Annotated in this window: 12 protein-coding genes and 8 pseudogenes; 9 read left to right on the top strand and 11 right to left on the bottom strand. The window is 37.0% G+C overall.

Annotated elements, in window-relative coordinates; all coding sequences use genetic code 11:
- Positions 1-9 precede the first annotated feature (9 nt).
- Together BAOM_RS10760 and BAOM_RS10755 are read right to left on the bottom strand one after the other, a co-directional pair.
- Positions 10-1,395 (bottom strand): 4-hydroxyphenylacetate 3-hydroxylase N-terminal domain-containing protein, encoded by a 1,386-nt coding sequence (locus tag BAOM_RS10760; RefSeq protein ID WP_127760285.1) that lies wholly within the window; start codon positions 1,393-1,395, stop codon positions 10-12.
- The gene (locus BAOM_RS10755) at positions 1,392-2,822 is read right to left on the bottom strand and encodes a 4-hydroxyphenylacetate 3-hydroxylase N-terminal domain-containing protein (protein ID WP_127760284.1); all 1,431 of its coding nucleotides are present in this window, start codon (positions 2,820-2,822) and stop codon (positions 1,392-1,394) included. Before BAOM_RS10755 ends, BAOM_RS10760 begins: the two co-directional genes overlap by 4 nt.
- A 443-nt stretch (positions 2,823-3,265) precedes the next feature.
- Between BAOM_RS10755 and BAOM_RS10750 the strand changes: the two genes are divergently transcribed.
- Entirely contained in the window at positions 3,266-4,102 is an 837-nt protein-coding gene (locus BAOM_RS10750) for a MetQ/NlpA family ABC transporter substrate-binding protein (protein WP_127760283.1), read from the top strand.
- Between the two features lie 449 nt (positions 4,103-4,551).
- On the opposite strand, the pseudogene BAOM_RS24980 reads toward BAOM_RS10750, so the two are convergent.
- From BAOM_RS24980 to BAOM_RS24970, 3 pseudogenes are all read right to left on the bottom strand, one after another.
- Positions 4,552-5,593 (bottom strand): annotated as a pseudogene (locus BAOM_RS24980) (IS110 family transposase); the annotation flags it as partial.
- A 55-nt stretch (positions 5,594-5,648) separates the two neighbouring features.
- Positions 5,649-5,792, bottom strand: a pseudogene (locus BAOM_RS24975) (GrpB family protein); the annotation flags it as partial.
- A gap of 55 nt (positions 5,793-5,847) precedes the next feature.
- Positions 5,848-6,398: pseudogene (locus BAOM_RS24970) on the bottom strand (IS3 family transposase); the annotation flags it as partial.
- Between the two features lie 385 nt (positions 6,399-6,783).
- Between BAOM_RS24970 and BAOM_RS10725 the strand changes: the two are divergent.
- From BAOM_RS10725 to BAOM_RS10715, 3 genes are read left to right on the top strand one after another with little or no spacing between them, the layout of a single operon-like run.
- Positions 6,784-8,352, top strand: coding sequence for a spore germination protein (locus BAOM_RS10725; RefSeq protein WP_373995326.1), 1,569 nt, complete (start codon positions 6,784-6,786; stop codon positions 8,350-8,352).
- A gap of 26 nt (positions 8,353-8,378) precedes the next feature.
- Positions 8,379-9,482: a spore germination protein gene (locus BAOM_RS10720; protein ID WP_127760277.1), complete on the top strand. Its 1,104-nt coding sequence runs from the start codon at positions 8,379-8,381 to the stop codon at positions 9,480-9,482.
- Entirely contained in the window at positions 9,466-10,671 is a 1,206-nt protein-coding gene (locus BAOM_RS10715; protein ID WP_127760276.1) for a Ger(x)C family spore germination protein, read from the top strand. Before BAOM_RS10720 ends, BAOM_RS10715 begins: the two co-directional genes overlap by 17 nt.
- Before the next feature lie 351 nt (positions 10,672-11,022).
- Here the strand turns inward: BAOM_RS10715 and BAOM_RS10710 are convergent.
- A pseudogene (locus tag BAOM_RS10710) lies at positions 11,023-11,680 on the bottom strand (transposase); the annotation flags it as partial.
- Positions 11,681-11,794: 114 nt separating this feature from the next.
- On the opposite strand from BAOM_RS10710, the pseudogene BAOM_RS10705 reads away from it, so the two are divergent.
- From BAOM_RS10705 to BAOM_RS10695, 3 genes and pseudogenes are all read left to right on the top strand, one after another.
- Positions 11,795-12,553, top strand: a pseudogene (locus tag BAOM_RS10705) (IS1595 family transposase); the annotation flags it as partial.
- Positions 12,554-12,620: 67 nt separating this feature from the next.
- Positions 12,621-13,292: a CPBP family intramembrane glutamic endopeptidase gene (locus BAOM_RS10700; protein ID WP_127760275.1), complete on the top strand. Its 672-nt coding sequence runs from the start codon at positions 12,621-12,623 to the stop codon at positions 13,290-13,292.
- 272 nt (positions 13,293-13,564) lie between these two features.
- Positions 13,565-13,804, top strand: a pseudogene (locus BAOM_RS10695) (recombinase family protein); the annotation flags it as partial.
- Here the strand turns inward: BAOM_RS10695 and BAOM_RS24365 are convergent.
- The 3 genes from BAOM_RS24365 to BAOM_RS10685 form a co-directional block, all read right to left on the bottom strand.
- Entirely contained in the window at positions 13,742-14,116 is a 375-nt protein-coding gene (locus BAOM_RS24365) for a hypothetical protein (protein WP_164853190.1), read from the bottom strand. The pseudogene BAOM_RS10695 and the gene BAOM_RS24365 sit on opposite strands and share 63 nt — an antisense overlap.
- 80 nt (positions 14,117-14,196) lie before the next feature.
- A complete protein-coding gene (locus BAOM_RS10690; protein ID WP_127760274.1) occupies positions 14,197-14,400 on the bottom strand; it encodes a hypothetical protein in 204 nt (67 codons plus the stop codon).
- A 359-nt stretch (positions 14,401-14,759) separates the two neighbouring features.
- Positions 14,760-16,340 carry a sensor domain-containing diguanylate cyclase gene (locus BAOM_RS10685; protein WP_127760273.1) on the bottom strand — a complete coding sequence of 527 codons (1,581 nt, stop codon included), beginning with the start codon at positions 16,338-16,340 and terminating at the stop codon, positions 14,760-14,762.
- Between the two features lie 407 nt (positions 16,341-16,747).
- On the opposite strand from BAOM_RS10685, the pseudogene BAOM_RS10680 reads away from it, so the two are divergent.
- Positions 16,748-16,960, top strand: a pseudogene (locus BAOM_RS10680) (hypothetical protein); the annotation flags it as partial.
- 720 nt (positions 16,961-17,680) lie between these two features.
- Here BAOM_RS10680 and BAOM_RS10675 read toward each other — a convergent pair.
- The gene (locus BAOM_RS10675; protein ID WP_127760272.1) at positions 17,681-18,022 is read right to left on the bottom strand and encodes a DoxX family protein; all 342 of its coding nucleotides are present in this window, start codon (positions 18,020-18,022) and stop codon (positions 17,681-17,683) included.
- Between the two features lie 116 nt (positions 18,023-18,138).
- Here BAOM_RS10675 and BAOM_RS10670 point away from each other — a divergent pair, with 116 nt between their 5' ends.
- Positions 18,139-18,852, top strand: coding sequence for a Crp/Fnr family transcriptional regulator (locus BAOM_RS10670; RefSeq protein ID WP_127760271.1), 714 nt, complete (start codon positions 18,139-18,141; stop codon positions 18,850-18,852).
- 217 nt (positions 18,853-19,069) lie between these two features.
- Here BAOM_RS10670 and BAOM_RS10665 read toward each other — a convergent pair.
- A pseudogene (locus BAOM_RS10665) lies at positions 19,070-19,369 on the bottom strand (aldehyde dehydrogenase family protein); the annotation flags it as partial.
- Positions 19,370-19,513 lie beyond the last annotated feature (144 nt).

The raw sequence follows: 19,513 nt of genomic DNA, 5'->3' as shown, positions 1-19,513 counted from the left end.
GTTTTCCTCCTATAAAATCGATGTCGCAAACTGTGTGAATGCCTGCTGCTGTGGATGATTATTATAATAATTCGCATACGTGCGAACCGGATCTCCTGAATAAAAGCGCTCATACAACGCATGACGCGAACCAAGCGGACTACCGATAAAATCCCACGCCAGCTTGCTAAGCATCGTACGCTTCGTACTATCGAACTCATCAGATGCGGAAAAATATTCGCGCCATTCTGGATGACTCGCAAGCTCCTCTGTCGTCGCTGGTGTCTGTAGCAGCCCCGACGCCCCGATTTGCTGAATCGCCTCTACACCTGTTGCATAATAACGCGTCCCTAAATTACGCGCCGTGTCTAAATATTGACGATTCGGAATAAAAATCCCGTTATGCAACTCTCCTGTATGCTGTGCCGTACGCAGCAACGCCTCAATCGTCTCCACCTGCATGATTAAATTTGCTAAATCATTTTGAACGTTTAAAAAGCCTGTTACATCTGCACTTTTCGCAAGCCCGTACGCAATCCCCGCCACGCTTTGCAGCTTACTTTTTAAACGGACTACCGTTTGATGCTGGCTTAGTGCAGCTGCCACTGGGTCTACCTGCAACTTCCACGCTGCATCCGGATCCTCTAGCACAAGCACATACTCCCAAGGAATGAGTACATCCTCAAAAATTAGCACCGCGTCCATTTCATCATAACGTGCACTCAGTGGTGCATTAACCGCATCACTACTCGCAAACGATTCACGACAAACAATTTGCAAGCCCTGTAAATTAGCCGGAATAATAAACGTATTCGCTAACGCACGCTGTGTATCGCTCCGCTTATGGAACGACGAAATAATATATTCATCTACATAAGGAGCAGCCGTCGCAATGGTTTTAGCTCCGCGTACAATAACCCCTTCTTCCGTCTTTTTGACAACGCGTAGCTGACCATTGTCCGCCTCGACCGTTGCGCGACTACGATTACGCTGTAAATCTTGCGCCGCTGCGGTCGATAGCAAATCGCGATTACGTGAATTTTGATAAATACGCTCAATCTTCGTATCAAAATGTGGAATAATCGTTGCTAAATGCTTACGATTTGCATACCAGCCCGTCTCGATTTCACGCGAATACTCCGACAAGCGACTCATAATCCCAAAAGTCGCATCCGCCCAAATTTTGTACGCCTTCTCCTTACGCTGTAAATCCTCACGCGCTGTAGGCACTAAAAACGAAAGATGCGCACCCTCGCATGTTAGCTCCTGCTCCAACGCACCTGCCTGCAACCCTAATAGCTGCTCAATTGTCTGCACTGTCCCGCGAAACGCATGATGCTCCGCAATATTTGTCACGAGCTTGCCACCGTACCAAACACTACGTCCATCCTGCATTCGTTCCTTCAAATTCGTCATACAAACACATCCTGTCTTACTGTCGTCGTCAAGCTATTTAAAAACGTATCCAACCGTTCATCCAGCCACCCTTTATCATAATTTTCAAAAAATAAAGCTTGGATGCGCAACGGGTCTCCTGTATAAAAACGCTCATATAAATCATGCCTGCTGCCGATTTCACTGCCGACTAGCTCCCAGCCAACCCTAAATAGTGCAGTCTTATCCTGAGCAGAAGTCGCCGCGCCCTCGTAATAACGATGCAACAACGCCTCTATTCGCTCATCCTCAAAACGATGAATGACTGTTGATGGCAGCTGCGTATAACCACCCGCGCCGATTTCCTTTAAAATGCTCATCGCCCGAGCATAATACTGCGTCCCTAAGTGACGTGCTACTTGTAACGGCACCGCACTCGGCTTATACGCACTACCTTCTACACTCCCTTCCGTTTCCGCCGCCTGTAGCAAACCGTTAATTGTATCGACCTGCATATACAGCTCACCAAGCTTTTGCTGCACATGTAAAAACGTATCCACCGCAATACTTTTCGCAATGGCCGTCGCAAGTCCAGCAACAAACTTCAGCTTTGTCGCCAGGCGCACAACCGTTTGGTAATGCGCTAACGTATTTAACTGCTGATGACGATGCGCTGCTGTTGCCCCTTGTGCATGACCACGAATAAAAATACGTTCATTTGGAATAAAGACGTTATCAAAAATGATAACCGCATCCATCTCATCAAACTGGCTCGCCAGCGGATATAGTTCACGATCCGTCTCCGCATGGCTCTTACGACAAATAATTTCAAGCGCTGGCGAATCCGTTGCGACGATAAATAAATTCGCATATTGCTCCTGACCGTCTTCTTTGCTATACGGCGTATTAATAATAATGTCGTCGACGTACGGTGCACCGGTTGCAATCATTTTCGCTCCACTAACAACAACCCCGTCCTCTCTCTGTTCTACAACTCGAAGTAACGCATGATCTGCACGCTCTGTAATCGGCTTCGAACGGTCCATTTGCGGATCGGCAATCGCTGTTGTCACTAAACGACGTTCACGCTTTACTAACTCAAAATAATTCGTTATTTTTTCAACGAATGTTGCATCATATACACTTAGCTGCTCGCGGTCGATGTAGTAGCCGGTAATAAGCGTATACGCATAATCCGATAAGCGACTCATCATTCCGTAGGACTTGCTGGCCCATGTCTCATACGCCTCTCTCTTTTCTAATAGTTGCTCATACGTTTGTGGAATTAAAAATGCTTTATGCACATTTTGTTGTACTGATTCATCATAAAAGCCAACCTTCCCATCATCAATTAGCTTGATGAGCTGCTTGATTGTTTCAAACGTCCCGCGAAACGCAGCGTGCTCTGCTGGCTTTTCTACTTTATTTCCATCGAGCCAAATATTTCTAGCTCCTTTAATTTGCACCATGCGACATCCTCCTTTTAAACAAAAAAAGCTCCAAGCATATCGATGTGATATGAAAGGAGCTCTGGTGGTCCAGTGGCTTTTGTTAAGTTATGTAAACACAATAAACAAATAATTCAGATTAGTCAAGTGAGTTTTATATGTTTTTTGAACAAAAATAATTTTACTGTGCTCCATTAGATGAAAAAACTATCTCTCTACGATTTTTGTTATTATTTATTTCAAAAATAGTATTGCCAAATGAAAAACTGCTTGGTAAAATCATCCTTAATTCCAATTAGTCTACTAGACTTTTCCGACCGGATCACCGGAGGCGTATATATTTGTTCAACAAATATATGTGTCTCTTTTTTTTGTTTCTAGCAAAATGAGAGACTACACGCAGACGTAATGGATGAACATGGGGTCGACTTATGTCCAACAACATATTTGAGGAGGAATTTTGTATGAAAAAATTTGCATTATTTGTCGTATCTATTTTGACCGTCGTATTGTTAGCAGCTTGCGGATCATCTGATGTCAGTAAATCAGCTAGTACCGATGATACGAAACATATTCGAATCGGTTTCTCGCCTGGTCCTTACAGTGATCAAGTACGTAAAGGGATCCAGCCTATCTTAAAAGAAAAAGGCTACACGATTGAGTTCGTCGAATTTACGAGCGGTAATGAAATCAATTTCGCCCTTGCAGAAGGCTCACTAGACGCTAACATTTTTCAGCATACAGCGTATTTTGAAAGCTTTATTAAAGAGAATAAATTAGATTTAGTCGAAACAATTAAAGTACCGACAGCGCCGATGGGTATTTATTCTGATAAACTTACAGAAATTAAGCTAGATACTAGTACAAAATACAAAGTGTTAATTCCAAATGACCCACCAAACATTGCTCGTGCACTACGCATTTTAGAGGAAGGTGGATTTTTAACATTAAAATCTGACTATGATCCGCTAACAGTGAGCTTACATGACATTGAGTCATACAAGGTAGAAATTGAGTTTGTAGAAGTAGAGCAAGCACAGCTAGCACGCCTAATTAGCGACGTTGATTATGCTGTCGTAAACGGTAACTATGTTTTAGCATCAGACCGTAAGCTTTCTGACAGCTTACTGCTTGAAAACCCACCATTTGAGTACCAAAACTTAATCGCTGTTCGTACAGAAGACAAAGATAAAACATTTGTTAAAGACTTAACAGACGCATACCAAACAGAGGATTTCCAGCAACTGATTGAAACAGACCCACAGTTTGAAGGCTTCTGGCAACCACCATACTTTAAATAACGAAAAAGAGTAGCTTCCCCCAAGCTACTTTTTTCGTTGTTTATTAATACTACACATGCCCAAAATACTGACCAATTAGCTTGCGACAACGTTCTAACGTTGTATAGTAGGGCTCCATCGCAACATCCGTTTCAGCACCGCTTCTGCCCATACTTAGTCGCTCCTCATTTGACGCATTTAGCCCCTCAAGCCACTGCCCCTGCACGACATTTTCACTTGCCTTTTATTCAATAATTTGGCCCTTAAATGCAGAAATAGCGCAATTCCTGAATTGCGCCCGATTGTTGAATATCTTAACTACTTTTTCTTGTTTCACTAAACCAGCTAATAGCTTGTCAATATCTTTCTATAAAATATAATTTTTTATATGCTATACTGTTTTCAGGCATACCAAATAACCCTCCAGATATATTATGGGAGATTTTTCTTTTCATGGTTACTATCACATACTAAGCTATATCAAGGAAATGTTCTTTCCTTTTTAACAAAGCATAAATCCAGTGAAGAAGTTTATTGATACAAGCAACGATCGCCACTTTTGAAGGCTTTCCTTCTAATCGTTTCTTGTCGTAGAACTCTTTGAGCTTTTTATTTTGGGAACTTCTTATTCCACATAAAATAGCTAGATATAAACTATGCCTTAGCCTACTAGAACCTCGCTTTGTTATCCGATTCATGGTCGCTGTAAACTTCCCAGATGAATAGACACTCAGATTACTTCCAGCGTAGGCAACTAATTTCTTAGGGTGATTAAACCGATCAATTTCTAAAATAATCGTGGCAGCGATTTTTTCACCAATCCCAGGGATTGATTGGATAATCTTATATTCTTCTATTTCATTTGCTAGGGATACCATTTGGCTCTCCAATTCCGAAAGGTGTCCTTGGTAATGAAATAGGATATTTATATACATACTAAGATTGGTAAGATGACTTTGATAGATCACCTTCTGAAAAGGGTTTTGAAAAGCTGAGTGTATCAATTTTCTCGCCCTCTCTCTTGCCCATTGAATAGAACGAGTTGGGCAATACCCTCGTATTCGCTCTGCTAGTTCCTCTTCGTCAGTCTCTAGAACCTTCTCCGAAGTTGGATATTCTCTTAATATCGATAAAGATACTTTCGAAAAAAGATCCCCAAAGACTTTTCTATATTCGGGGAAAATCTAATCTAAAATCGTATGGAATTGTAGTTTTGCTTCCACATACATATTCGTGATAATCTCTTGTTGTCTGGATAAATTTCGAAGGTTTAGAAGATGAATTCCTCTCATTTTATGAGGCTCAAATTCCTCTTTGTAGTAAAGAATACATAATTGATAGACATCGAAAGCATCTGTTTTTACTTTTCTTAAACTTGATTTCTTTGCTTGATGAGAAATAATTGGATTCAACAAAATATAAAGCATTCCGTTCGTTCTCTTCTAAGCATTGAATAATGGGGGTATGATAATGCCCCGTTGATTCCAATATAACTACAGGCATCTGACCTGTCAGTGATATCTATAATTGGCTTTGCACTTAAATTCTTTACTGCTGTACTTCCAATATGATGGACATTTACTATATACTCACGAATAATATTTTGAATTCTCTCTTTCTTTAATAAAAATCCCTTTTCCCATTCAGTTGTCCAAGGAACTAAAAACACCTTTCCTCTTGGCAATCCAAGCAATTTTATTCCTCCATCCATTTCTTTATTTCGCTTTATAAAATTCGATTTTCTTCTTACACTAACCTCCGTTTGTTGAATAAGAAGATACTAATCTCTGTTCATTCATAATTCTCCCGATATGGCGTCTTGATACGACACCCCCTTGTTTCTTCAACTATACTTTGATTTTGCGAGTACCATAATTCTGACGGCTCGAACAGAAGATCTCGATTACTTTAGAAGAAAGAACATCCTCAGATGCTCTTTCTTTTGCTTCATAGTAATAGGTGCTTCTGGGAAGTTGCAGGACTTTACACATGGCTGATATCGAGTATTTGTGTTGATTGTTTTTGATCACATTTACTTCCGTCCTAGTATCAGCGCAGCTTGCTTTAAAATGTCGTTCTCCATTTGCAATTGTTTTAGTTGCTTACGTAGTTCCATTAGTTCTGATTCTTCTGATGTTCGATTATCAGATTCTGTGAAAGAACCGGAGGTTTTATATTGAGATATCTACTTATCTAAAGCCGATGGCGTCAGGCTGTACTCCTGAATGAAATCTTTCCTAGGTTTCCCATTCATATATAGCTGCACCATTTGTTGCTTAAATTCTTGTGTAAATGTTCTTCGCTCTCTTTTGGTCATGGTAGGTTCTCCTCGATTATATTAACTGTAGTCTACTTGACCTTAAAATATCTGTCCAACTAAGTACAGCCTATCCATATTGTATGAGGCCATTTATTGTCCGGTAAAGCTAATACTAAATATAAAGTGATAGAAATACGGCTTTACTTTTAACTACTTTGCATAAGGAACGTAGAAATTATTAATACTATTTAAAAAATAAAGGAATTTTACAGATTTAGCTGTTGATCTGAGATAAGTATAGGGTGATAAAAATGTGGAAAGCGATTGTTTCCTACCTTCCAGAATGGCAGGTTTTTATACAAGCTTTTATTGTGTTTTTTATTCCGTATCTAATCAGCCAATTGTTTAAATGGCTTCGCACCTCAAAGGATGAGTGATGATAATGAAAGACTGGATATCAAAGATTAATAAAAAAGGCAAAGTCACTAACAATGACAAACAAGAATCATCTACCTCCCAAGGTACAACCGGTCAGTTTACAGATAATTTCATTTTAAACCTTGAAATGGTCAAGCAAGAAATTGGACATAATTGGGATGTGCATTTTCGGGAATTTAATTTAGGGCGTACAGGTATAAGGTCTATTATCATTTTTGTGGACGGACTATCGGATAAAGACCTCATTGATAAGCATATTATGCCATCATTGATGGTTGATTTTTCAGCAGAATATAAGCAGAACCTTCCTTCCTTCAAAGAAGGCATTTCAAAAGAATTTATAAAAAATGAAGTGTTATCCATTAGTGATGTGGAAGAAGTTCGTTCCGTTAAAGAGTTAGCATCAAAAGTACTAACAGGCTCTACCGCTCTTATAATTGATGGATTATTGGATGCGCAAATCCTTGGAACTACAAAACTTAAAACAAGAACGATTGAAGAGCCGGTATCAGAGGCACTAGTCAGAGGTCCACGAGTCGGTTTCACTGAATCTTTGAGTGATAATACAGCTTTTTTAAGGGGCAGTGGTGAAATTGAGAATTTATCGTTAGTAAAATTCCAAGTAGGAAAGCGTTCAAAAAAAGATTTAGTTGTCGCTTACATAAAAGATATTGTTGATCCCGAACTAGTTCAAGAGGTAGAAAATCGAATTAAGAAAATTGATATTGATAATGTGCCTGAATCAGGTTATGTAGAACAACTCATTGAAGATAATTACCTAAGTCCTTTTCCGCAGGTACAGAATACAGAGCGTCCGGATCGTGTGATCGCTGCTTTGATGGAAGGTCGAGTGGCCATCTTATTAGATGGGACGCCCTTTGCTTTGATCGCTCCGGTTACCTTAAGCATGGTGTTGCAATCACCGGAAGATTATTATGAAAGGTGGATTCCTGGCACATTCATACGAATGCTTCGTTACCTCGCAGCTATTCTGGCTCTTTTTACGCCGTCTTTGTATATAGCTTTTATCTCATTTCATTCAGGGATGATTCCGACCAAACTGGCCATCTCCATTATAGGAACCAGGTCCGGCGTTCCGTTTCCGGCACTTATCGAAGCATTATTCATGGAAATATCCATCGAAATTTTGAGGGAAGCAGGACTGCGCTTACCTAAGCCAATCGGTCCGGCAATGGGAATTGTCGGCGGTTTAATCATTGGGGAAGCTGCTGTACAGGCCGGGATCATTAGCCCTGTTTTGGTCATTGTAGTAGCGTTAACCGCTATTTCATCATTTTCCATTCCGCAATATAGTACGGGGTTTACATTACGGATTCTTCGTTTTCCCACAATGCTATGTGCTGCCACATTTGGATTATACGGGGTCATTCTCTTTTTTCTTTTTATGGCCAGCCATTTAGTGAAATTAAAAAGCTTTGGTGTACCTTATTTGAGTCCAGCCGTTCCTTATCGTTTAAGTGAATGGAAAGACCTGATGATTCGCATGCCACTCATGATGATGAAACGCCGGCCAAAGATGATGCATACGAAAAATCCTATACGTAAAGGATAATCTATCGATGAAAGAGTGATTAAAAAATGATTCTCAGTCCGAAAGACCAAATTACCACTCCTCAAGCAGCTGTCATTGTCATCAACTTTATACTTGGTACAGGATTACTCACCCTACCCAGATCATCTGCGGAGAAAGCGCATACACCAGATGTATGGATAAGCGTTATTTTAGGCGGGGTTATCGCCATAATCGCAGGGGTGATCATGGTTAAATTAGGCCAGCAGTTTCCAAAAAAGACCTTTTATCAATACATCAATGAAATTGTAGGAAAATGGGTGGGTGGGTTACTCAATTTAGCTATAATCTGTTATTTTCTTATGACTTCCGGGTTTCAACTCCGTTCAATGGCGGAAGTCATGAGGTATTTACTTCTGCAAGGTACCCCTACATGGGCTATTACTATGACTTTCATGTGGGTGAGTCTCTATCTGATTATCGGCGGCATTAACCCAATCGCCCGTCTTTTTGAAATTATATTACCTTTGACACTTATCCTTTTTTTGGTTGTTTCCTTTATGAGCATTAAAATATTTGAGATCAATAATCTGCGTCCAGTATTAGGAGAAGGAGTTATCCCTGTACTAAAAGGAGTAAAGACAACGGCTCTCGCTTTTACAGGGCCTGAAATCATGTTACTGCTTATTCCGTTTATGAATCAGCCAAAAAAAGCAGTAAAAGCCGTGCTTGTTGGAGTGTCCATTTCATTAATTTTTTACGTGATAACGGTCGTAATGGTTATCGGAGCATTATCCGTTGATGGAGTGGTAACGAGAACATGGCCGACACTTGATCTTATACGAAGTTTTGAAGTCTCCGGTTTGATCTTTGAACGGTTTGAATCTTTATTGCTCGTGGTTTGGATTATGCAAATATTTTCCACATTCACCATCACATACTATGCAGCTTCTTTAGGGCTAGCTCAACTTTCAAAAAAGAGCATTCAACCATTTATGTTTGGCTTGCTTCCGATTCTATATATCATTTCCACGATTTCGAAAAATGTCAATGACCTCTTTAAATTTGGAGATTTCATCGGCAATTTCGCATTATTTTTATTTGGTTTACTCCCGCTTCTCCTGCTTATTATCTCAAGAATAAAGGGAGGAAAATATGAAACAATCACATAGCCATATACGCCCTCTCTTCATTTCCATCTCGGCTCTTTTGTTCTTATCCCTTACAGGATGTTGGAGCAGTCATGAAATTGAAGAGCAAAGTCTAGTTATAGGTTTGGCATTGGATAAAGGCAAGCAGTCCTCCATTGAGAAAAAGTTAAACGAACAAGGGGTGGGTTATTCAAAAAGAAACCTGATTACTGCAACCTATCAATTTATCACGCCAGAAGTAGCAAGTTCAACAACAAAACAAGCCGGACCACAACAAAAATCTTATGTTAATGCTTCTGAAACGGGAGATTCCAACCATCAAATAGTTCGTGAATTATCATTGAGAAGTGATCAACCCCTAACCGGTTACCATATGAAAGTGGTTGTTATCAGTGAAGATCTTGCAAAATCGTATAAATTGGAACAATTACTTAATCAAAATCTTCGAGACAGCGAGGTTAGACTAAGCTGTCTTGTGCTCATTAGTAAAGGAAAGGCAAGCAAGACACTGGAAACAAAGACTGCAGGAGGAATTCCAGCCTTTCGTCTGGTTAGCATTGTAGAAAATGCATATCGTTCAACGAGGATTTTACCTCCTATGTCGTATACTAAAGTAGAGAGCAAAATCCAATCAGAATCTAGTTTTCTATTGCAAAATGTACTGTCAGCGAATGGGGAAGTCAAATTTGCAGGAGCTGCCGTGATCGATGGAAAGACACACACAATGACTGGATTTTTGAATGAGGAAGAACTAGAGGGCATAACATGGATAACAGGTAAGGGAAAAGGCGGCGTAGTGAAAAGCTTTGATAAAGAAACTGGTCAGCTGCTTGTGTATGAGATAGAGTCCATGAAAAGCAGTATTATACCTCGAGTTAATGGAAACAACATCTCTTTTGATGTAAACATTGAATCAGATGGAAGACTTTCTGAAAATTGGGTGCTTTCAGGAAATGCTTTTGAAAATGAATTTCTCAAAAAAGCAGAAAAATCTTTTGAAAATGAAGTGAAACGCTTGGTAGGGAATGTAATAGAAAAAATGCAAAAAGAATACCGAGTGGACGTTGCTGGCTTCGGAGATTACTTGAAAATTGAGAACCCCAAAGTATGGAAGAAAGTCAAAAAGGATTGGGATCAAACATTTAGTGAGACCCCGATTAACTACCATGTAAAATTAACGATTAAAGATTATGGAACATTAGGATCATAGAAGTGAACCTTATCGTTCGTGCAGAATTTGATATAGATATTATTAATCGGCATTCTATGGTGTATAGAAGTGTTAGATCAAATTAATACAAGAAACCTTTGATATATGAATAAATAGAAAGAGCATGTTTTGAGAAAAGATTAATCAAAACATGTTCTTATAATATTTAATTGGAGTATTTTTTATTAAAAAGATTGATCATTTTTGTGTTTCTTAATGAACTAAACCAGCTAACAGGATGTAACTATATTCCTCTAAAATCCCCCCTTATGATATACTATTTTTGTCTATGCCAAATAACCCTCCAAAACCCTTTTGGAAGGATTTTTCTCTGTTTCACAAAACCGTTAATTAGGCTAAATCTAGGAACGTTTCTTTTCTCTTTAATAAAGCGTAATTCCAATGAAGCAACTTATTAATACAGGCAACGATTGACACTTTGGCAGGTTTTCCTTCTGATTTTTTCTTATCATAGAATTCTTTAAGCTTTTTTGTTCCTTGAACTTCTTATGCCGCATAGTACGGCAAGATACAGAGAATGACGTAGTCTGCTCGAACCTCTTTTAGTAATACGATTAATGATTGCCGTAAACTTCCCCGATGAATGAACACTTGGATTTACTCCAGCGAAGGCAACCAGTTTTTTCGGATGATTAAACCCATCGATTTCACCAATTTCAGAGACAATCGTGGCTGCGATTTTTTCTCCTATACCGGGAATCGATTGGATGATCTTATATTCTTTCATTTCATTTGCCAGGACCACTATACGCAGAGAGGTGTCCCTGGTAATGAAAAAGCAACTCAATATACATACGAACATTGATTACGTAACTTTGATACACGTTTTTTTGGAATGGATTTCGAGATGTGGAGTCCGTTATTTTTTTTGCATTTTTCCATGCCCATTGATCCCATTGGCTAGAACAGAACTCTATAACACTCTCTGCTAGTTTACTTTCCCGGCTGTTAATACGGCCTCTGAAGTGGGATATTTCTTTAATATCAATTGTAAAAGCTATTTAATTTAACATTATTTATCTCCTCTTTTCGGTATTTCAATATTTGAGTACGGCAGCCAAAAACCCCATAACTCTACCATAATATCTCAATTATTAAATTTTTATATCGCACCCGAAAAGGAGACGAATGGATTAAATTTGTTGAATGTATGTTTAAAGATTACTCCCTAAGAAAATCCGCTGAAATTGTTGGGGTTACTTGGGTTACACTTTTCTATTGGAGAGACAAGTTGCTAAACGCCCTCAAACAAATGGATTTTCAGCATTTTGAAGGTATCGTCGAAATTGACAAGACCTATTTCCTATACTCTGAAAAAGGAAAACGTGGCGTTACTGACCGCAAACCTCGAAAGCGTGGTGGAAAATCTAAACATAAACATAGAGGTATAAGCCACGAACAAGTTTGTGTTCTTGTTGCTAGAGACCGTACAAAAGCAACCGTTTCCAAAGTTGCTTGTATGGGTCGTGTTGTGAAAGACAAAGTTAATAGAATGATTGGCTCTAAACTAACAACTGACAACGTACTTGTAACAGACGCTTGGAGAGCCTATAAAACATATGCAAAAGAAAAAGGATTAGAACATTATAGAATTAAATCAAATGATGGTAAGTACGTTATCAAAGGCTTATACCACATCCAAAACGTTAATGGTCTCCATTCTCGTATGAAATATTGGATAAACCGATTTAAAGGCATAGCTACAAAATATCTCGACAATTACCTCGCTTGGTTCTTGTTTATAGATAGTCATAGTAATGAAAGTACAAGACACAATATCAAAGAATTATTATTAACATCGTTTATATTTGAAATGATAGATACTTATGATAGTTTACGCCTTTCTAAATTCAAGGTGTAGTTCTCCAAAGCGAAGTCTACACAAATTGGATTATTATAGTAAAATGGACAAAGGAAAGGTGGGGCAAATGGAAACAAAATTAAACATAAAAATTGAACCAAAGAATAATAATATAAAATTATTTATATGTTACCTTTTATTATTTTACTTTGTTTGGGCTTTTAAAGAATTATGGTTAGTAAAGTATATTCAATCATTTAGTGAGGCTGTTTCAGCTTTCTTGACTGCATTAGTTAAGATTTCCGTCTGGATTGTTCCAGCTTGGTTATACATTAAATACTATTTAAAGACTAACCCAATAGACTACTTAAAAATGAATATTAATGTAAGGAAAGGCTTATTTTTGGGTGTAATTCTTTCAATATTACTTGGTTTACGATTTGCTTTAGAAGTTTATGTAATTAATAATCAAACATTTAACTTTACATTACCCTTGAACAGTTATCTTAATGTTTTTCTTTTGGCAGGAATTACAGAAGAGATTGTGTTTAGAGGATTAATTCTACAAGAGATTAGTAAAAGAATGTCTTTTTGGAAAGCCAATTTTATCACAGCTTTCTTGTTTTTAGTAATCCACTATGCAATCTGGATTTACAACGGGGAATTTTTTGATTTATGGGGTCATATATACGTTTTTCTTCTTGGATTAATTTTTGGTTTTGTATATAAAAAGACAGGTTCATTATGGTCAGTTGTAGTATTGCATTCATTTCATAACTTTTTTGTTATTATTATTTGATATAAAAGGAACTATGGGTTATGTAGTTAAACAAGGATTAGGAAACCCCTATATATGGGTTTCCTATAATTATTTATAACTATCAACATTAACATTTAACACAGCCAAGTTATTAAAAAATATTCAGTTCAGTTTTATCACTAAAATTAAAACAGATAATAAAGTTGTTTATTTCTTGTTCAACTAAAACACTTGTGGATTTTAAAAAAAGTTTGATTAGAATCATCTTCCCTCTAAAGAAATTTTAAAGGAGAAACGATTTGTAATTGGATATTTATGTTACGGATTTAACTCAAATCACTCGAAGTACACAAGATTTATTCGATTTAGTTGATTACATACGAAGCAAAAAAGCAAACCTGAAATCATTAAAGGATACATAGCTCGATTTATCAGAAGATAATCCCTATAGTCAATTCTTAATTACCGTTATGGCTGGTGTTTATCAATTAGAACGTGATCTTATTCGTATGCGTCAACGTGAAGGTATATCCGTTGGTAGCAAGGTAGGCAATCTCTTGCATACTCAAAACTTGAGTTTGTGTATGTTTAACGGCTTTATTAAGGTACTCCCACATGTGAATAGAAAAAGGAGTATTTTTCTCTGTAAGTCCTAAGTTAATTGCTGTAATAGATATCGTTCTATTGAGATTTTCACGGTGTAAGATTATAATATTACTAATTGAATTTATTTTTTGTAAACTCTTCTTTATAGCCCTCTCACTAATGGGGAGGTTTAGCAAGAAGTGTGCTTGTGAGGTGACGTGCTGGGTTCCTGGGGAGGAGTAAAGCACGTCTTTTTCTTTGCATAATTCTGTTTTCATCCTGCTACCCTCGCTTTATCCATTTTTGAAGCAAGGATGCTCACGGCTTTTTCCTCTATATCTCCACCTCGTTCCATTAATTACTTAATTTCATTATCAGAAGCTAACAGGAATAAATAGATTCGTGATCGAGTTGGAGGAGTTACTGGATAAGTACCTCTTGTCGCTTTGCCATAATTTGTGTAATCAATCTTTAACAGTTCACAAAACTCTTTTTTATTCAATCCCAATTGGATTCTTCTTGCTTCACACAAGACTATAATTTCTTCTACCATATTTCCCATCCATCTCCATTAGTTTCATGTGTTGTAAAAAGGTAGTCAATCCGATGGTTTAACTTGATTCTATCATACAAATTTATTCATACAAGAAGTATTCCAAACGAAATAAAGTATAGCAAAGTACAATAAATAATTTTTAAGTGACAAGAAAATCATATACTCCACTACGTTTCGTAGGCGCATACTTTTTTTGCAAACTCTCCGCTACCGCTCCAAAGTTTCGCAAAAAAAGATATACGAATAAAAACCCCTGCCAGTAGCAAGGGTTTCTAAAAATAATGCACAAGTTTATACATCGTTATACATAAAATGAAATATATAGCATAGTAGAAGGAACTTTTGGATACAGGTCTTTTTTTTGTTTAAGCAGGTTGTGTGCGATTTTCATACTTATAAATCGTTGTTCTATTCCTACCATCGGATTTGGATTGGTAGAGAGCTTTATCAGCTCTTTCAATAATGGTTTTTGGATGTTGATCTTCTGGTTGTAAAGAAGTAACCCCTAATGATATTGTAATCGGTTTGCCAGTTGGACTAGTCGTTTCTGCTATCCTTATTCGTAACCGTTCGGCAATATGAAAGGTATCGGATTCCGTTTTGTGTTTAATTAAAATGACAAACTCTTCTCCGCCATAACGGAAGCACAAATCCTCTTCTTCACAAAAACTTTCCATAATCCGAGATAAATACTTTAACACGTCATCCCCGATTAAATGTCCGTACGTATCATTTACTAGTTTAAAACAATCAATGTCTAGCAGGATAAGCGAAAAGGGAGTTCTTGTTTCCACGTATTCCATAATAATGGAGTCAAACGTTCTCCGATTAGCGATTTCTGTTAAACCATCGATTTGAATGTGCATATTTAATAAATGTATGTGATTTTTGATGTGATAGAAAAGCTCACGAAACTCATAGATACTCGAATGAATTTGTAGATTTTCAATCGATACAACTTTCTTCTGAGTGATTGCATGCTTTGAAAATTCCGCCAAATTATTTAATGGTTTTACAAGGCTGCAAACTAAGAGCCAAGCAATGATTAAGAGGATCGTTAAAAATGGAAGGGATCGAAAAGCCATCTCTTTAAATAATTTATGAAGTGGCTCTTGAAGTACGGATACAGGGGTTTGAGAAACAATTCCCCATCCTGTACTTTCTTCGAAGGCATATCCCATAAAAAATTCGATTCCTTGGCTATTTGTAGTTTGAGCTTTCCCACTTTCTCCTTGTCGAATTTTATCAACAACGGCATTGTTAGTCACTACCTCATTAATTCGGCTTGCGTCAGGATGATAAATAATGCGACCAGTATGATCGACAACATACACATAAGAACCGTTATCATATCCATGGTTTTTCAACGTACTTTTAAGCACATTTTCTGATTCTAAATAAATGGTACCAACGATCAGACCTTTATAGTTTCCTGATTGATCAAAAATAGGAGCAGATAGGAGCAATACTAACCGACCAGAAGTCCCGCGATACGGTTTTGAAATAAAAGGTTCTCTCTTAGAGAGAGCGAGTTTCATAGTATCTGTGCTAATTTTTTGTCCTGCTTGTATCTTGACTCCTCCCTTAGCTGGAATAATAGAAGGACTCATTCTTTGAATAACTCCGTCTTGATCAACAATAAAAGTAGAATTAAAATCAAGACCATTAGCAGATTTCCATGTATCTAGATCTTTTTGGGTAAACCCTTTATTTCCTACGAGCTGTGCTGCTGCATTAAGATTTTGCTGCATAATTTCAAGTAAATTATAGGTGTTTAAGGATAATTTTTTTGCGTAATTGTAGTTGTTTTCTAGATATTCTTCTGTTAATGATTTTTTCATTGCATTTGTAGCTGAGTACCAATTAACTAGAATAGAAATAATCAGTGAAAATATGACCAATATACTTATTGCAACCTGTAGTTTTAATCCTTTTTTTGCATTCATACTTTTCTTTCCCCTTAATTAAGCGTGTGTATAGAATATATTTCCGTTTTAGTAATAATATAGTACCATTAAATAGGACTTTAGTTTAAGTGATTATTTCACAATCTATACATTTTTACCAAAGAAGAATAGATAAAAAGCTGATATTAACGAAGTTACACTTGACTCATCTTTCTTCATACAAACACACTCCTTCATTTTAGAACAAAAAAATAGGATTCCCCTGGCCAGGAGAATCCTATTATATGCTTCAAAATTATATAATAGGATAAATAAATTACTTTGTCAAGTGAAAATCATTAATCACAGCTTTTTTCGTACAAATATTGACACCTAGCAAGCGTTAAATGGATAAAAAGGCTTTTCTTCAAGTGGCTCAAAAAAGAAGGAATTCTTACCGTACCCCAGTAAGGGAAGAAGATACTGACACAAATAATGGAATTTGGGCAGGAGGAATTGCCCAACTCAACCTGTTTATAGTTTGGCATTCTGAAACTCAAACTGTAGATCAATTCTTTAACACTCCTGAATGGAAATCAGCCTTTGCAAATTGGTGTGCACAAGTAAGAAATGCTTTTTATATTCAGACAGAGCCTCAGTTCAAGTACAGATGTGATTGACAAACTGGTACTTTAGCAAAAAGTCGAAAATATACAAGGTTTTGTTCACCTTTATATATTTTCGACTTATTTACATAAAAACAAGCATTTCCATTTAGTTACCAAATACAAAACTGAACCCAAAAACAAAAAGATTTACCTCATTAAAAAAATAGCCGTTAATGAAAGTAATTCACCAGTTGGAAGAAGCGTCAAGAACAGTGAATTGTTCTTTAATACTTTCGCTAAAAATAAATTTGTTCTTACTTATGATACAGTTCACCTTGATGTATCTAAATGAGGTTAGAGATTTTGGGTTATAAGGTGGAATTCATATAATCCCTTTTCTTTTTACTGAATTCATAGAAATCAATAATTAATCCGGATTTCATCATAAAATTTACTCCAAGGATTCCAATTAAACTCGTAAGTTGCCTTTGTTATCCCTAACTGTAATTGAAAGAGATCTGCCTAATAGTTATCAATTTCTTAATCCGAACAGTTTGCTTTCAGCAAAGCTCACTTTTTTCCCAGCTGAGTAAATTCTTCTTGGTCTCTCATTTTTACGATTTAGTCCAATCTATTCTACCTCATCTGTATAAAAAAGTGGTAAGACTCATCCTTTAATAATTACATTCTAAAAATACTACTACAAAAATCACTACAAGATCTTTCAGCCTCTAGTTTTCTTTTTGAATAAATTTTCCTCTCCTTATCCTTCTCCAATTATCCATTAACACCTCAGGCAATAATAAGAATAATAGATAAAAGAAGCATTATCACAGCATTAATGGCCATCAGTGGGCTATGCTTTGCACGGAATAAGTGGGCATGTATTGCACCAATCATTAAAATAGCAAAAAGAACAGCTGCAAATATCAACATTCTTTGAACCCAAAATGCTGCTAATAATCCTAATACACCTGTTAATTCTAATGTAGCAATAACAAACATAAACCACATAGGATACCTATACTCATTCCAATGATGTACCATCATTGGTTTACGTAAAAATTTGATAGCTGCGGAAAATGCAAACATACATATTAAAATAACCTGAGCAATAATTAAAAGTATCCTCAATTAATAAACACTCCTTAAAAAAAAATTGAAAATTTTCCACCTAAAATTATTATAATTGATAATGTAATAGTAATCTGTAGTCTAGCCTACCAATTAACGTATAAGGGGGGAATTTGGTGGATAAAATTAAATACTTATCGAGAATCAATTTATTCCATGATTTGGACATAGAAGAACTACAACAAATGGAATCCATTGCTCCAATCACTGTAACTAAGAAAGGCACTTTAATTACCTCTCCCAACAAGAGTCAAAAACGACTGTATTTAATAAAATGGGGAAAAGTCCGTATGTACACCATATCTAACAACGGAAAAGAACTTACGATTGATGTATTAGGATCGGGACATATATTTGGGGAAATTAGCCTTTTTGCCCCTGGGTCCCACCTTATATACACTAAAGCTATAGAGGATTCTGTTATTTGTTCAATAGACAAGGTCCAGTTTGAACAAATTATAATGGAAAAACCAGATATTGCATTAAAGATAATAAAAATTCTCTCCACTCGTTTGAAGGAAATGGAAGAAATGATGGAGCAAATGGCATATGGGAGCGTACGAAACAAGCTACTTTTTTTATTAAACAGATTATCAGAAAAATTTGGGGAACCTTTAAACGAGCATGCTGGTGGTGAAACTGAGTGGATTCAATTAGGGGTAAAGGTTACACACCAAGAGTTGGCTAGCATGATGGGAAGCATTCGTGAAACCGTAACAGAGTTATTAAACGAGTTAATTTCTGAAGGAGTAGTAAACAGAACAAGTACTCGCGGTTTTTTTATCATTCATCTTAAACGATTAAAGGAAACTATAGAGAATACTATATAATTGAGAAGCCACTGTTGTTCTAGTATTCATCTACCATTGGAGTTGAATAAACTAGTAAAGGATCCAGTTATTAAATATGGAAAAACTATTGAAAAAGACTCTATGGATTGATACAGATAGTTTGAACTGAACCCTAATTGTTAGTTGTGTTTAACTTTTAGGGTTTAGTTCAGTCTTGTATTTTAAAGTTTTCAAAAGTATATATTCCAAGTTAAAAAATTAACGGACCAATATCGATTCCCTGATCAAGGCCATTCCCAACCTTAAGCTTGTCCAGCTCATTTTTGAAAAGCTGAGTAAACTCTTCTGCTACTTCTTCGTGCACAAATACTCTATTTGTACAAATACATGTTTGACCAGCATTTCGGAACTTAGATTGAACAAGGCCTGCTGCTGCTTGTTGTAGATTGGCATCATCCATCACAATAAACGGGGCATTCCCACCTAGCTCGAGAGATACCTTTTTTACAGTTTCAGCAGCACCCCTCATCAATGTTTTTCCAACCTCTGTAGAACCTTTGAGACTCCCACGACTAAAGTCGCCAGCCCTAAACCTTACGGTTAAACGGGTGGGATTCTTGAGTGACTAAGCGTTCGCAGTCCATTTCTGTTTTGAACAGCCTTCAAGATGAGGGCATCTCATTGCCCCTCCTAAGACAGA

It is taken from the genome of Peribacillus asahii, assembly GCF_004006295.1.
GTDB classification, from domain to species: Bacteria; Bacillota; Bacilli; order Bacillales; family DSM-1321; genus Peribacillus; species Peribacillus asahii_A.
The sequence above is the reverse complement of the archived record's forward strand: the minus strand, read 5'-3'. Positions and strand labels throughout refer to the sequence as shown.

What these genes read in the sequence shown, in the direction of transcription:
- BAOM_RS10760 (WP_127760285.1), bottom strand. Translation starts at nt 1,395, where the DNA reads ATGACGAATTTGAAGGAACGAATGCAGGATGGACGTAGTGTTTGGTAC.
- BAOM_RS10755 (WP_127760284.1), bottom strand. Translation starts at nt 2,822, where the DNA reads ATGGTGCAAATTAAAGGAGCTAGAAATATTTGGCTCGATGGAAATAAA.
- BAOM_RS10750 (WP_127760283.1), top strand. Translation starts at nt 3,266, where the DNA reads ATGAAAAAATTTGCATTATTTGTCGTATCTATTTTGACCGTCGTATTG.
- BAOM_RS10725 (WP_373995326.1), top strand. Translation starts at nt 6,784, where the DNA reads ATGAAAGACTGGATATCAAAGATTAATAAAAAAGGCAAAGTCACTAAC.
- BAOM_RS10720 (WP_127760277.1), top strand. Translation starts at nt 8,379, where the DNA reads ATGATTCTCAGTCCGAAAGACCAAATTACCACTCCTCAAGCAGCTGTC.
- BAOM_RS10715 (WP_127760276.1), top strand. Translation starts at nt 9,466, where the DNA reads ATGAAACAATCACATAGCCATATACGCCCTCTCTTCATTTCCATCTCG.
- BAOM_RS10700 (WP_127760275.1), top strand. Translation starts at nt 12,621, where the DNA reads ATGGAAACAAAATTAAACATAAAAATTGAACCAAAGAATAATAATATA.
- BAOM_RS24365 (WP_164853190.1), bottom strand. Translation starts at nt 14,116, where the DNA reads ATGAAAACAGAATTATGCAAAGAAAAAGACGTGCTTTACTCCTCCCCA.
- BAOM_RS10690 (WP_127760274.1), bottom strand. Translation starts at nt 14,400, where the DNA reads ATGGGAAATATGGTAGAAGAAATTATAGTCTTGTGTGAAGCAAGAAGA.
- BAOM_RS10685 (WP_127760273.1), bottom strand. Translation starts at nt 16,340, where the DNA reads ATGAATGCAAAAAAAGGATTAAAACTACAGGTTGCAATAAGTATATTG.